Here is a 13,071-nt window from a genome sequence, read left to right on the forward strand (position 1 = left end):
GACAACGACTCCGATGAATTTTTCCCAATTCTTCATTTCACGGCCGATCTTCGCAGCGGTGCTCTCGCTGTTGATCCTGATCGCCGGCGCTATCTCGCTGTTCCAGTTGCCAATCAGTGAATACCCGGAGGTGGTGCCGCCGACCGTTGTGGTCCGCGCCAACTTCCCGGGTGCCAACCCTAAAGTCATCGGTGAAACGGTGGCCGCTCCGCTGGAGCAAGCCATCACCGGCGTCGAGAACATGCTGTACATGTCCTCGCAGTCCACCGCTGACGGCAAAATCACCCTGACCATCACCTTCGCGCTGGGCACTGACCTGGACAATGCGCAGGTGCAGGTACAGAACCGGGTCACCCGGACCGAGCCGAAACTTCCAGAAGAAGTGACGCGCATCGGTATCACTGTCGACAAGGCTTCGCCCGACCTGACCATGGTTGTGCACTTGACCTCGCCGGACAAACGCTACGACATGCTTTACCTGTCCAACTATGCCCTGCTCAACATCAAGGATGAGCTGGCGCGTCTGGGCGGGGTCGGTGATGTGCAATTGTTCGGCATGGGCGATTACTCGCTGCGCGTCTGGCTCGATCCGAACAAGACCGCTTCGCGTAACCTGACCGCCACCGATGTGGTGACCGCGATTCGTGAGCAGAACCGTCAAGTGGCCGCCGGTGCACTGGGCGCTCCTCCTGCGCCAAATGCCACGGCTTTCCAGCTGTCGGTCAACACTCAAGGTCGTCTGGTTTCGGAAGAAGAGTTCGAGAACATCATCATTCGCTCCGGCGATAACGGTGAAATCACTCGCCTCAAAGACATTGCCCGCGTTGAACTGGGCTCCAGCCAATACGCCCTGCGCTCGTTGCTGAACAACCAACCGGCGGTGGCGATCCCGATCTTCCAGCGTCCTGGTTCCAATGCGATCGAAATCTCCAACGAAGTGCGCGACAAGATGGCCGAGCTGAAGAAGAACTTCCCGGAAGGCATGGACTTCAGCATCGTCTACGACCCGACGATCTTCGTTCGCGGCTCCATCGAAGCCGTTGTTCACACCCTCTTCGAAGCACTGATTCTCGTTGTGTTGGTGGTGATTCTGTTCCTGCAAACCTGGCGCGCCTCGATCATTCCATTGGTAGCCGTACCGGTGTCGCTGATCGGCACGTTCGCGGTGATGCACTTGTTCGGCTTCTCGTTGAACGCCCTGTCGCTGTTCGGGTTGGTACTGGCGATCGGTATCGTGGTGGACGATGCCATCGTGGTGGTGGAGAACGTGGAGAGGCACATCGAGCTGGGAGAAACGCCCGTAGAAGCCACCAAGAAAGCCATGCGGGAGGTGACCGGGCCGATCATCGCGACGGCGCTGGTGCTGTGTGCGGTATTTATCCCGGCGGCGTTCATTTCCGGACTCACCGGCCAGTTCTACAAACAGTTTGCCCTGACCATTGCCATCTCGACCGTGATCTCGGCGTTCAACTCGCTGACACTGTCCCCTGCCCTGGCCGCCGTGCTGCTCAAGAGCCACAGTGCGCCGAAAGATCGCTTTACCAAAGTGCTTGATAAACTGTTGGGCGGTTGGCTGTTCCGTCCGTTCAACCGGTTCTTCGAACGCGCCAGCCATGGCTATGTCGGCACCGTAGCCCGGGTTATCCGCAGCAGCGGTATTGCCCTGCTGTTGTACGCAGGCCTGATGGTGCTGACCTTCTTCGGTTTCGCCCACACCCCGACCGGCTTCGTACCCGGCCAGGACAAACAATACCTGGTGGCCTTCGCGCAACTGCCGGACGCTTCGAGCCTGGACCGTACCGAAGACGTGATCAAACGCATGTCCGACCTGGCCCTGAAACAGCCTGGCGTGGAAAGCGCAGTGGCCTTCCCCGGCCTGTCGATCAACGGCTTCACCAACAGTCCTAACGCCGGCATCGTGTTCGTGACCTTGAAGCCGTTCGACGAGCGTAAAGACCCGAGCATGTCCGCCGGTGCCATTGCCGGTGCCTTGAACGGCCAGTTCGCCGGGATTCAAGAAGCCTACATGGCGATCTTCCCGCCGCCGCCAGTACAGGGTCTGGGCACCATCGGTGGTTTCCGCCTGCAGATCGAAGACAAGGGCAACCTCGGCTACGACGAGCTGTACAAAGAAACCATGAACATCATCAACAAAAGCCACAACGTGCCGGAACTGGCCGCCCTGTTCACCAGCTACACCGTGAACGTGCCGCAGGTCGATGCCGCCATCGACCGGGAAAAAGCCAAGACTCATGGCGTGGCCGTCAGTGACATCTTCGACACCCTGCAGATCTACCTGGGTTCGCTGTATGCCAACGACTTCAACCGCTTTGGTCGTACCTACCAGGTCAACGTTCAGGCTGAACAACAATTCCGTCTTGAACCGGACCAGATCGGTCAGCTGAAAGTGCGCAACAACAAAGGCGAAATGATCCCGCTGGCGACCTTCATCAAGGTCAGCGACACCTCGGGGCCGGACCGCGTGATGCACTACAACGGCTTCATCACCGCTGAAATCAACGGCGCCGCCGCCCCGGGCTACAGCTCTGGCCAGGCCGAAAAAGCCATCGAGAAACTGCTCAAGGATGAACTGCCGAACGGCATGACCTACGAATGGACCGACCTGACCTACCAGCAGATTCTGTCCGGCAACACCGCCCTGTTCGTCTTCCCGCTCTGCGTACTGCTGGCGTTCCTGGTACTCGCGGCTCAGTACGAAAGCTGGAGCCTGCCAATGGCAGTGATCCTGATCGTACCGATGACCTTGCTGTCGGCCATCACCGGTGTGATTGCTTCGGGTGGAGACAACAACATCTTCACCCAGATCGGCTTGATCGTACTGGTGGGGCTTGCGTGTAAGAACGCGATCCTGATCGTCGAGTTTGCCAAGGACAAACAGCAGGACGAAGGCCTCAACCCGCTCGCTGCGGTGCTGGAAGCTTGCCGCTTGCGTCTGCGGCCGATCCTGATGACGTCCTTCGCGTTCATCATGGGTGTCGTGCCTCTGGTGTTCTCCAGCGGTGCCGGTGCCGAAATGCGTCACGCCATGGGTGTAGCGGTGTTCTCCGGGATGCTCGGGGTGACCTTCTTCGGTCTGTTGCTGACGCCGGTGTTCTACGTATTGATTCGCAACTTTGTGGAGCGCGGTGAAAAGCGCAAGGCGGCCAAGGCGCTGAATCTTCAAAAGCAACTGGAGTCGCAACAATGAGCTTGAAAGCCTTTCTTCCGAGCCTGCTGGTACTGGCCCTGAGTGCCTGTGCCGTCGGCCCGGACTACAAGACCCCTGCGACTGAACCGGCGCATATCACCACAGCTACCGATGGCGCTGCCGGCCAGAAAAACTTCGACCGCTCGCACTTCGAAGGCATCTGGTGGCAGCAGTTCGAGGACCCGACCCTTAATCAGTTGGTGACTCAATCGCTGCAAGGCAACCGTGATTTGCGCGTGGCCTTCGCCCGCTGGAAAGCGGCCCGGGCGATTCGCGATGACATCAGCAACGACGCCATGCCGACCATCACCAGCCGGGCCAGCAGTGAACTGGGCAAAGGGCAAATCCCTGGCCAGACCACCAAACGGGTCAACAGCGAACGCTACGACCTGGGCCTGGACATGGCGTGGGAGATCGACCTGTTTGGCCGTATCCAGCGCAACCTGGAATCGGCCAACGCCGAACAGCAAGCCATCGAGGCCGATCTGTACCAACTGCAAGTCACCATGATTGCCGAACTGGTGGATTCCTACGGTCAATTGCGGGGTGCACAACTGCGCGAAAAGATCGCTTTGGCGAACCTGGAGAACCAACAGGAGTCACGCAAGATCACCATCAGCCTGCGTGATGCCGGCGTCGGTGATCAGTTGGACGTGGAGCGCGCCGATGCACGTTTGGCGTCCGTCGAAGCCAGCGTGCCGCAATTGCAGGCCGAACAGGTTCGGCAAAAAAACCGTATCGCCACCCTGCTGGGTGAGCGCCCGGACAAGCTGACGGTCGACCTGAGTCCCAAGAGCCTGCCGGCCATCGCCAAAGCGCTGCCGATTGGCGATCCGGGTCAACTGCTGCAACGTCGTCCGGACATCCTTAGCGCCGAGCGCAAACTGGCGTCTGCCACCGCCCGTATCGGCGTGGCCACGGCTGATTTGTTCCCACAGGTCAGCCTCAGCGGCTTCCTTGGTTTTACGGCAGGACGCGGTTCGCAAATTGGGTCCTCGGCAGCCAACGCCTGGGCACTGGGCCCAAGCATCACCTGGGCCGCGTTTGACCTGGGCAGTGTAAAAGCCCGTATTCGCGGTGCGGATGCGGATGCCGAAGGCGCGCTGGCCAGTTATGAGCAGCAAGTGTTGTTGGCACTGGAAGAGTCGGAAAACGCGTTCAGTGATTACGGCAAGCGTCAGCAACGCTTGATCTCTCTGATTCGTCAGAGCGAGTCGAGTCGAGCCGCCGCCGACCTCGCCGAAATTCGCTATCGCGAAGGCACGGCGGACTTCCTCGTCCTGCTGGACGCGCAACGCGAGCGACTGGCAGCGGAAGACACCCAGGCATCGGCCGAAACCGAACTGTATAGCGGCATTGTCGCGATTTACAAAGCCCTTGGCGGTGGCTGGCAACCGGAGACCGTCGCCAGCAAGTAAGTTGTTAAAGCGCTCCTTTGGTTGGCCGCAACCGACCATTTTTTTAGCCCCGCGTCTCATTCGGTCGCGGGGCTTTTTTTTGTCTGCTGATTCTTGAATCCACTCCTACAGGGGGGTTAGCGGTGATCTTGGGGGGTGCGGTTTTCGAGGACGGTTACGGTGGCAGTTGTGCCGGCGCGCAGGAGGTTTTTGCCGGCATAGTCATCATCAATCTTTATCCGAACCGGCACCCGTTGCGCCAGTTTGACCCAGGTGTAGCTGGGGTTGATGTTGGCCAGCAAGCGTCCGCCCGGCAGGTTTTCCCGGTCGGCGATGGCGAAAGCGATGCTTTGCACGGTGCCGCCAAAGGTTTCGCCGCTCATCAATTTGATGTCGACCCGGTCACCCTCTGCGATTCGCGGCAACTTGGTCTCTTCGAAGTAACCGCTGACATAAAACGAATCGCTGTCCACCAGTGCCAATAACGGGCCGCCAGCGGTGGCGTAGTCGCCTTGACGGGTCAGCAGGTTGGTGACAAAACCGGTGACCGGCGATTCAACGCGAGTGCGTTGCAAGTCCAGTTCGGACTGGGTCAATGCTGCGATGGCCAGTTGCACGTTAGCCTGAGCCAACACCAGGATGGCCTGGTTACGCAGCAGATCGGCCTGAGCCACAGCCACTTCCGTGCTGGCTTTTTCCCACTCTTCACCAGAGACGGCCGAGCGTTCCTTCAACGTACGCCGGCGTTGCTCCTCGCTCTGCCGCTGTTTGAGCAGTGCTTCGCTGGCAACGATCGCCGCCTGTGACTGCCCCAGTGAAGCTTTCGCCACTTCCACCGAGCGTTTGGAACGATCCACGGCCAGGGTGTAGCGAGCCGGATCGATTTCCAGCAGCAGCTGGCCTTTTTCAACATGCTGGTTGTCTTGTACACCCAGTTTGACGATGCGCCCCGAGACATCGGCAGACAACGTCACCACGTCAGCGCGAACCCGTGCATCCCGTGTCCAGGGAGCTCGGGTGTAATGCTCCCAGGCAAACCAGCCAAGAATGAAGGCCAACAGCACAACGACCAGTGTGGCGAGTCGGGGAAGAAATTTCTTCAAGGCATCAGGCTCCCATTACCAGAATCAACGTCGCGCACACGCAGGCATACAACGCGCCCTCGAATAAAGCTTCATGCCAGACTAAACGCAGCACACCGAGGCGGCGTAACACCCAGTCCAGCGCCAGAAAAATCGGCAGCGCCAATAACAGCGCTTGGGCGATGGGCGGCAAGTACACGCCACCCAGTTCAAAATCAATGGGCAAGGACCGGCACTCCTGTTGCAACTACCGGTTGAAAGTATTCGCGATATCGCCGCACGAACGACTCCACGATCAGCAGCGCCACGCGCATTCGGAACACCGACCACAAGTGCTCGTGAACCATCAGGTGCAAATCGTCCAATTCGTCGCCCAGTACGCGCAATTCCCCAAGCAGCCGATCGGGGTCTGTCCCGGACCGCCCGGCCACCCATCTTGCGCAATCGCGGACCGCAGCCGACAACCGCTGCTGTTGCTCCGAACTCAATAAGGTATTGCCCTGCCCCTGTTGCCTGAGCTGGTTCAACGCAACGCCCAGGGCCATGCACCCGAGGCTGACCTGAAATAACTCGTCGGACTGCTTATCGCTGGTCGCCGGCAACAACCCCAGCATCATGGTCAGTCGATCGACCATGCGGCTTTCGAAGGCAAATTGCTGTGCATCGGTAGCCGGCGTCTTCATCAAGGCGTAGACCTGCTCCGCGTTTTCCTTGAACAGCCGGCGAATCCGCAGAACAGGCCTGAACGGGAAGATCAAGGCGAAGACGCTCAATGCCAGGACCGTTGCGCTGACGTAAGCTCCGGCAAACTCGAACCACTGAATCGCACTGTTCTGGCCGATCCCGACGTTTTGTGGACCTAACAACAGAAAGGTCGACAGACCAAAGCCGATGCCTGTCCCGGTGGTTGCCGGCGTGGAGAGACCCACCGCGACCGCATACAGCAATGGCGCCAACAACAAGGCCATTAGCTCGAAATTGCTGATCATGGGCACCAGCATGAATTGATAAAGCGCCGACACAATCAACGCCAGGAATAGCCCCCTTGCATAGCTCTGCGCCGCCAGCAGCGGTCTGGGGAAGGTTGCCATCAGCGAACAAAGAATCCCGACCAGCACCATGCCGCCCCGCGCTCCGTCCCAGCCGGTCTCGATCCAGATCAGTCCGGCCACCAGCAATGCAATAAAGGCTCGAATGGCGTTCATCCCCGCCAGGGTGAAATCCAGATGCAGCGGATTCGCCTGTCCCCGGTAGACGCAACTGGCCTGGCGTTCCTCCTGAATGGCGTCACTCAGCTCCAGAATCTGTTCCAGTTGCTGTAGCAACCGCGCCTGCTCCCAACGCAGGGCCCACGCCAGCGATCGCAATGTGGCCGGCATTGTTTCGGTCAGTTGTTCTGCCTTGTACGCCTGATCGTCGAAACGCTGCTGCAATGCCGAAAAATGATGACGCGCATCGGCCGATAGCGAGCGGCCCTTTTGGGCCAGCTCATCGAGAAACGCCAATTCTTCGGCGCGTAAATGCTGTATTTCCAAGGGCAAATCCCCCTCCCAGCGCTCGGTCAGCAGCTCACGCTGGTGGCGCAGCGCCGTCAGCCGGGACGTCAGTAAAACCAATTGGTTTCCCAGCAGTTGCACCAGCTCATCGGCGCTGCGTAATCGTGGGGCATCGTAATAGAGGTGCCGGCGCAATCCTTCCAGAACGCTGATTTCGCCTAACAGCTGCATTTGCCTGCGATGAAAATCGGCTTCGCTTTCTTCGGTTCGAATGACCGCCGCGGCGTGAGTCGCCAACAACTTGATCACCTGATCGATCTTGGCGAAGTAGCTCCGGGCCACGGTCTCGGGTCGTGCGGTCAGGAGGCTGACGACGCAGACACACGCCACCGCCAGCAGCGTCTCGGTCAAGCGCGTCACCGCCAAAAGGAAGGTGCCGTCCTGATCAGGCACGGCCAACAGCGCCACCACCACCGCCGTGTAACCACTGAGCACAAAGGCTTGGGAACTGGTGTAGCGCAATAAGGTGCCACCAGCGGTGCACAGTGCCAGCCACAGTGCCAGGGTAATGATGAAAGGCAACGGCGCCTGGGGGAAGATCGCCATGATCACGACTGCCGCGACAGCGCCCAAGGTGGTGCCGATGACCTGCCCGAGACTGCGGGCCAGCGCCATGCCGCCCAATGGCTGGCTGACGATGACCACCGCCATGATCGACCATTTGGGCTGATCGAGGTCGAACAGGAACGCTAGGTACAGGGTTAGTAGCCCGGCGGCGATGGTTCTCAAGGCAAAAAGCAGCACACCGGGCCCGGGGTTGAGGATTGCCTTGAAGTATTGAAGCAGCGGTTGCATGGGAGCTCCCTTCGATTCACCTTCAGCAAGCGTAGTCACTGCTTCAAGGCCTCGACAGGTTTCGATGTCGACGCAAGCTGTAGGCAAAATCCTCGACATTGAGCCCCCTCAGGGTTTGACTCACAGCCCCAGCTGACCGAAGCTGACGGCCTTTGCACAAGCTTGCCAGCTCCCGGATTCCTGCATGCCCCAGTCCCGCCGCTACTTGCTCATCAGTCTCTGTGTGCTGTTTGCCATTGTTATGGCCTGGTTGTTCCTGCGCAGCACAACGCCTGAGGTGCCCGAAGCGATCAAGCGCGGTTACAGCGAAGCGTTGACCCAGGCCCGTTCCGGTCAGCCGGGTGCCGCACGGGTGTTATATCAGCAACTGGGGCGACCTGATCTGTCGCCCAAGCGGCGTATCTGGTTGCTCGCCGAACTCCCCAACTACCCAAGCCCGCAGGCCTTGAAACTGGCGGATGCGGACCTGCAGCATCCGGATGAAAACGTACGGATCGCCGCCATAAAGAGCATCAGCGGCCTGGTGTCTGCCGGCCAACGCAGCTTGTTGATCGGCCCATTGCTCGATGACAGCGTAGAAAGCGTGCGATTTGCCGCCGTCAATGCACTGTTGGGACTGTCACCGGATGACCTGGGGTTATATTTCGCGCCACTGGAGCAAGCCATCGATGCCTGGGAACTGGCCCTTAACAGTCAGCCACCCAGCGCGCAAAACCAATATCAATTGGCGCGCCTGCACCTGCACAACGCCGAATTGAAAGAGGCACAAGAAGCGCTGGATCGCACATTACAGCTGGACCCCGGCAATCTGCCGGCGCTGGTGATGCAGATCGATGTGCTCGACCGCCAGGGCCAAAGCGATGCCGCACGCCAATTGCTGGCGAAACAGCTCAAAACGCAGCCCGACTCGGCCTACCTGCAACATGCCCTGGGGCTCTGGCTGCTGAATCACGGGCAAAGTGAGTTTGCCGTGCTCGGCCTTGCCAAAGCTGTGGAGCTGGAGCCCGACAACAAGGATTATCGCTATGACCTGGCGACCACCTTGCACCTTGAGCAGGAGCTGGAAGCCGCGCAGAAGCAGTTGCAAGAGATCGTCCAGCGCCACCCGGCCGACCGTAAGGCGCGTGTGCTGCTGATCAATTACTGGAAAGAAAGCGGACAGTTGCAGAACGTGCAGATCCTGTTGGCTCAGCTGGAACAGCTCAACCCGGATGACCCCGCGTTGCAGCAAGGCTTGTAACAGCCCCCCTCTGTAGCAGCTGCCGAAGGTCAGTTCTGCAAAAAGGTTGAACCGTCGTCACGGCCAAAGGTCAAGAGAAAAGGCAGTCCAAACAGGCACCTCAAGCCTGCTGCCTCGCTTCCCCTGGTCATGAGAGGGTTTTTCTTGTCTACATCAACCGAGCTGTTCAGTGCAAAAGCCGCCACCGGCATCGAAGGTCTGGATGACATCCTGGCCGGAGGCTTGTCTCGTGGACATGTATTTTTGCTGGAGGGCGAACCCGGTACCGGCAAAACCACCGTTGCTTTGCATTTCCTGTTGGCCGGCGCCCGAGCCGGCGAACGCTCGTTGTACATCACCTTGTCAGAAACCGAGCGTGAGCTGCGTCAAGGCGCCCTGTCCCATGGCTGGGAGCTGGATGAGAACATCCACATCTTCGAACTGACCCCGCCGGAAAGCCTGCTCAACGCCGAGCACCAGCAGAGTCTGCTGTACTCCTCGGACCTTGAACTGGGTGAAGCCACCAAGCAGATTTTCGAAGTGGTCGAGCGGGTCAAACCGACGCGCGTGGTGCTCGACAGCCTGTCCGAAATCCGCCTGTTGGCCCAGAGTTCACTGCGTTATCGGCGGCAGATTCTGGCGATCAAACACTACTTTGTGCGTTACGACGCTACCGTGTTGTTGCTGGATGACCTGACCACCGAATCCCTCGATAAAACCGTACACAGCGTCGCGCATGGCGTGATTCGTCTCGAAGAACTCACACCCAACTATGGCGCCGAACGCCGCCGCATCCGCGTGGTGAAGTACCGCGGTCAGAAGTATCGCGGCGGCTATCACGACTTCACCATCATGGGCGACGGTGTGCACGTATTCCCGCGCCTGGTCGCGGCCGAACACCGAGGTGGCTACATCCGCCAACAGTTGACCAGCGGCATCAAAGAAATGGACGCTCTGCTCGGCGGCGGTATCGAGACCGGTTCCAGCACGCTGATTCTGGGGCCGGCCGGTACCGGCAAATCGCTGATCTCGATGATCTTCGCCGCCGCTGCCGTGGCGCGTGGCGAAAAAGCCGCGCTGTTCATTTTCGATGAAGAGCTGGGGTTACTGTTCGAGCGCATGAAAAACATGGGCATCGACCTGCAGGCCCTGCAAGACACCGGCAACCTGCTGATCGAGCAAGTCGACGCCGCCGAACTGTCCCCCGGCGAGTTCTCCCACCGGGTGCGCCGCTGTGTCGATGAACGTCAAATCAAAACCGTGGTGATCGACAGCATCAATGGCTATCAGGCCGCGATGCCTGAGGAAAATGCGCTGGTACTGCACATGCACGAGTTGCTGCTGTACCTCAATCGCCGAGGCGCTGCGACGTTCATGACCGTCGCCCAACATGGGCTGGTCGGTGACATGCAAGCGCCGGTCGACATCACGTACCTGGCTGACACGGTAATCCTGTTGCGCTACTTCGAAGCCCTGGGCAAGGTTCGCCGGGCGATCTCAATCATCAAGAAACGCACCGGCAGCCACGAATCGACCATTCGCGAATACCGCATCGGCAGCCGGGGCATGACCATCGGTGAACCTTTGGATGCGTTCCAGGGCGTATTGCGCGGCGTACCGACCTATCTGGGCGCCAGCCAACCGCTGCTCCAGGACGATGTCCGGTGAGTATTGTCGAGGCTATGTCTGAGCGCGCAATCATTCTCGCGCCACTGGGACGTGACAGCCAGATTGCGCTGATGATGCTCAACGAGGCGGGATTCGAAGGCATTGTGACCCGGGATCTGGTGGCGCTGTGCGGGGAGTTGGTCAAAGGTGCCGGCCTGCTGCTGATTTCTTCGGAAGCCCTGATAGGGTGTGATCTTGACCCTCTGCGGTTGCTGATCGATCAGCAACCGGCCTGGTCCGATCTGCCGATTGTATTACTGACGCACCACGGTGGCCCGGAGCAGAACCCTGCGTCACGACTCGGCCCGCAATTAGGCAACGTCACCTTTCTTGAGCGCCCTTTTCATCCGGTGACCTTGATCAGCCTCGTCACCACCGCGTTGCGCGGTCGTCGACGACAGTATGAAGCCAGGGACCGGTTGATCGATCTGAGCCAAAGTGAACTGCGCCTGCAAAACACCCTCGAAACCCTCGAACAACAAGTCGAGGAACGCACTGCACAGTTGCGCCACAACGAAGAAGCCCTCAGACAATCCCAGAAGATGGAAGCGGTCGGCCAGCTTACCGGCGGCATTGCCCATGACTTCAATAATATGCTGACCGGCATCATCGGCAGCCTTGAGTTGTTGCGTCGGCGCCTCGCCAGAGGACGCACCGAGGACCTCGACGGGTTGATCGACCTGGGCGTGACCTCTGCCAACCGCGCCGCAGGCCTGACTCATCGGCTGCTGGCATTCTCGCGCCGTCAATCACTGGACTCCAAACCCGTGGAAATGAACACCCTCGTGGTGTCCATGGGCGAACTGCTGCAACGCAGCATCAATGAAAGTATTCATCTGGACATGCAGTTGAGCGATGACTTATGGGTGGCCGAGGCCGATCCCAATCAACTCGAGAGCGCCCTGCTCAACCTCGTGCTCAACGCCCGCGATGCCATGCCCGAAGGCGGCACGCTGGTGGTCAATACGTCCAATCAAAAGCTCGATTCGGGATTCGTTGCGGCCCACGGTAATCTACAGCCCGGTGATTACGTGGTGCTGCGCGTGACCGACACGGGCTGTGGCATGGCCGAAAGCACGATCAGTCGTGCCTTTGACCCGTTCTTCACGACCAAGCCAATTGGTCAGGGCACCGGGTTGGGGTTGTCGATGATTTACGGGTTCAGCAAGCAGTCGAACGGTCACGTCACCATCCACAGCGAAGTGGGTCACGGCACGTCAGTGAGTGTGTTTTTGCCGCGCTACAGCGGCGGGGACCAGGCCGAGGAAAACCTGATGGACATCCAGCAGGCGCCTTATGCTCAGGACGGTGAAACCGTGTTGATTGTCGAAGACGACCCGGCGGTTCGCGTGCTGGTCAGTGCCGTGCTGAGTGAGTTGGGTTATGCCTTCGTGGAAGCCGGTGATGCCGACAGTGCTGTGCCGATTCTTGATTCAGCGCAACGGATTGATCTGTTGATCAGCGATGTCGGGCTGCCGGGCATGAACGGCCGGCAACTGGCGGAAATCGGTCGGCAGTATCGGCCTGACCTGAAAGTGCTGTTCATCACCGGTTATGCCGAACACGCGGCCGTGCGGGGTGGGTTTCTGGACCCCGGCATGCAGATGATCACCAAACCCTTCACCTTTGACCTGCTGACGGCCAAGGTGCGGGAGATGATCAGTATCTGATGCGCCCCGAGGGCCTATGGCAAAGAGCTCAGGACAGCATTCGCTGCATGAGCTCTTGCAGTTCATTCAGGTCGAATGGCTTGGCCAGGATCGGCGCGGTCTTGGTGATCGGGCTGTCTGTCTCGCGGATTTCCTGCGGATAACCGCTGATAAAAATCACTTTGAGTTCCGGTCGCAGTTTCACTGCCGGCTCGGCGATCTGCACGCCGGAAATCCCGCCGGGCAGACGAAAGTCGGTGATCATCATGTCCAGGTGTGGCTTGCTCGCCAGAATTTCAAAGGCCTGCTCGCCATTTTCGGCTTGCAGCACCCGGTAACCTTCACCCGACAAGTACGCGGACAGTACCATCAGAATCGAGGGGTCATCCTCGACGACAAGTACTACATCTTGTGCATCTTCACTCATGGGAAGCCTTTGTTCGGTCAATAGCTGCTGATACGACCGTGGGGTCGCTCAGAGGTTGCGTTTATCTGGC

Annotated in this window: 9 protein-coding genes; 5 read left to right on the forward strand and 4 right to left on the reverse strand. The window is 59.2% G+C overall.

The features are described from left to right. Positions 1 to 13 precede the first annotated feature (13 nt). On the forward strand, positions 14 to 3,208 hold the full coding sequence (locus AB4N43_RS02905; protein ID WP_027923228.1) for an efflux RND transporter permease subunit: 3,195 nt from the start codon (positions 14 to 16) through the stop codon (positions 3,206 to 3,208). Further along, positions 3,205 to 4,626, forward strand: a complete 1,422-nt coding sequence (locus AB4N43_RS02910; RefSeq protein ID WP_027923229.1) for an efflux transporter outer membrane subunit — start codon at positions 3,205 to 3,207, stop codon at positions 4,624 to 4,626. The genes AB4N43_RS02905 and AB4N43_RS02910 overlap by 4 nt, the downstream gene beginning before the upstream one ends. Before the next feature lie 116 nt (positions 4,627 to 4,742). Here the strand turns inward: AB4N43_RS02910 and AB4N43_RS02915 are convergent, their stop codons facing one another. The 3 genes from AB4N43_RS02915 to AB4N43_RS02925 are packed head-to-tail and all read right to left on the reverse strand — an operon-like array spanning position 4,743 to position 8,038. Further along, positions 4,743 to 5,708, reverse strand: a complete 966-nt coding sequence (locus AB4N43_RS02915; RefSeq protein WP_460153114.1) for an HlyD family efflux transporter periplasmic adaptor subunit — start codon at positions 5,706 to 5,708, stop codon at positions 4,743 to 4,745. 4 nt (positions 5,709 to 5,712) lie between these two features. Continuing rightward, positions 5,713 to 5,913 (reverse strand): DUF1656 domain-containing protein, encoded by a 201-nt coding sequence (locus AB4N43_RS02920; RefSeq protein ID WP_460153116.1) that lies wholly within the window; start codon positions 5,911 to 5,913, stop codon positions 5,713 to 5,715. After that, positions 5,903 to 8,038 (reverse strand): FUSC family protein, encoded by a 2,136-nt coding sequence (locus AB4N43_RS02925; RefSeq protein ID WP_460153118.1) that lies wholly within the window; start codon positions 8,036 to 8,038, stop codon positions 5,903 to 5,905. Before AB4N43_RS02925 ends, AB4N43_RS02920 begins: the two co-directional genes overlap by 11 nt. 184 nt (positions 8,039 to 8,222) lie before the next feature. Between AB4N43_RS02925 and AB4N43_RS02930 the strand changes: the two genes are divergently transcribed. The 3 genes from AB4N43_RS02930 (at position 8,223) to AB4N43_RS02940 (ending at position 12,595) form a co-directional block, all read left to right on the forward strand. Further along, complete coding sequence (locus AB4N43_RS02930; protein WP_460153120.1) at positions 8,223 to 9,278, forward strand: tetratricopeptide repeat protein; 1,056 nt, start codon at positions 8,223 to 8,225, stop codon at positions 9,276 to 9,278. A gap of 144 nt (positions 9,279 to 9,422) precedes the next feature. After that, positions 9,423 to 10,925 carry an ATPase domain-containing protein gene (locus tag AB4N43_RS02935; protein ID WP_027923234.1) on the forward strand — a complete coding sequence of 501 codons (1,503 nt, stop codon included), beginning with the start codon at positions 9,423 to 9,425 and terminating at the stop codon, positions 10,923 to 10,925. Between the two features lie 14 nt (positions 10,926 to 10,939). Continuing rightward, the gene (locus tag AB4N43_RS02940) at positions 10,940 to 12,595 is read left to right on the forward strand and encodes an ATP-binding protein (RefSeq protein ID WP_410921530.1); all 1,656 of its coding nucleotides are present in this window, start codon (positions 10,940 to 10,942) and stop codon (positions 12,593 to 12,595) included. Between the two features lie 28 nt (positions 12,596 to 12,623). Here AB4N43_RS02940 and AB4N43_RS02945 read toward each other — a convergent pair whose 3' ends face one another. Beyond that, the gene (locus tag AB4N43_RS02945) at positions 12,624 to 13,001 is read right to left on the reverse strand and encodes a response regulator (RefSeq protein WP_027923236.1); all 378 of its coding nucleotides are present in this window, start codon (positions 12,999 to 13,001) and stop codon (positions 12,624 to 12,626) included. Positions 13,002 to 13,071 lie beyond the last annotated feature (70 nt).

It is taken from the genome of Pseudomonas sp. S2_B07, assembly GCF_054668435.1.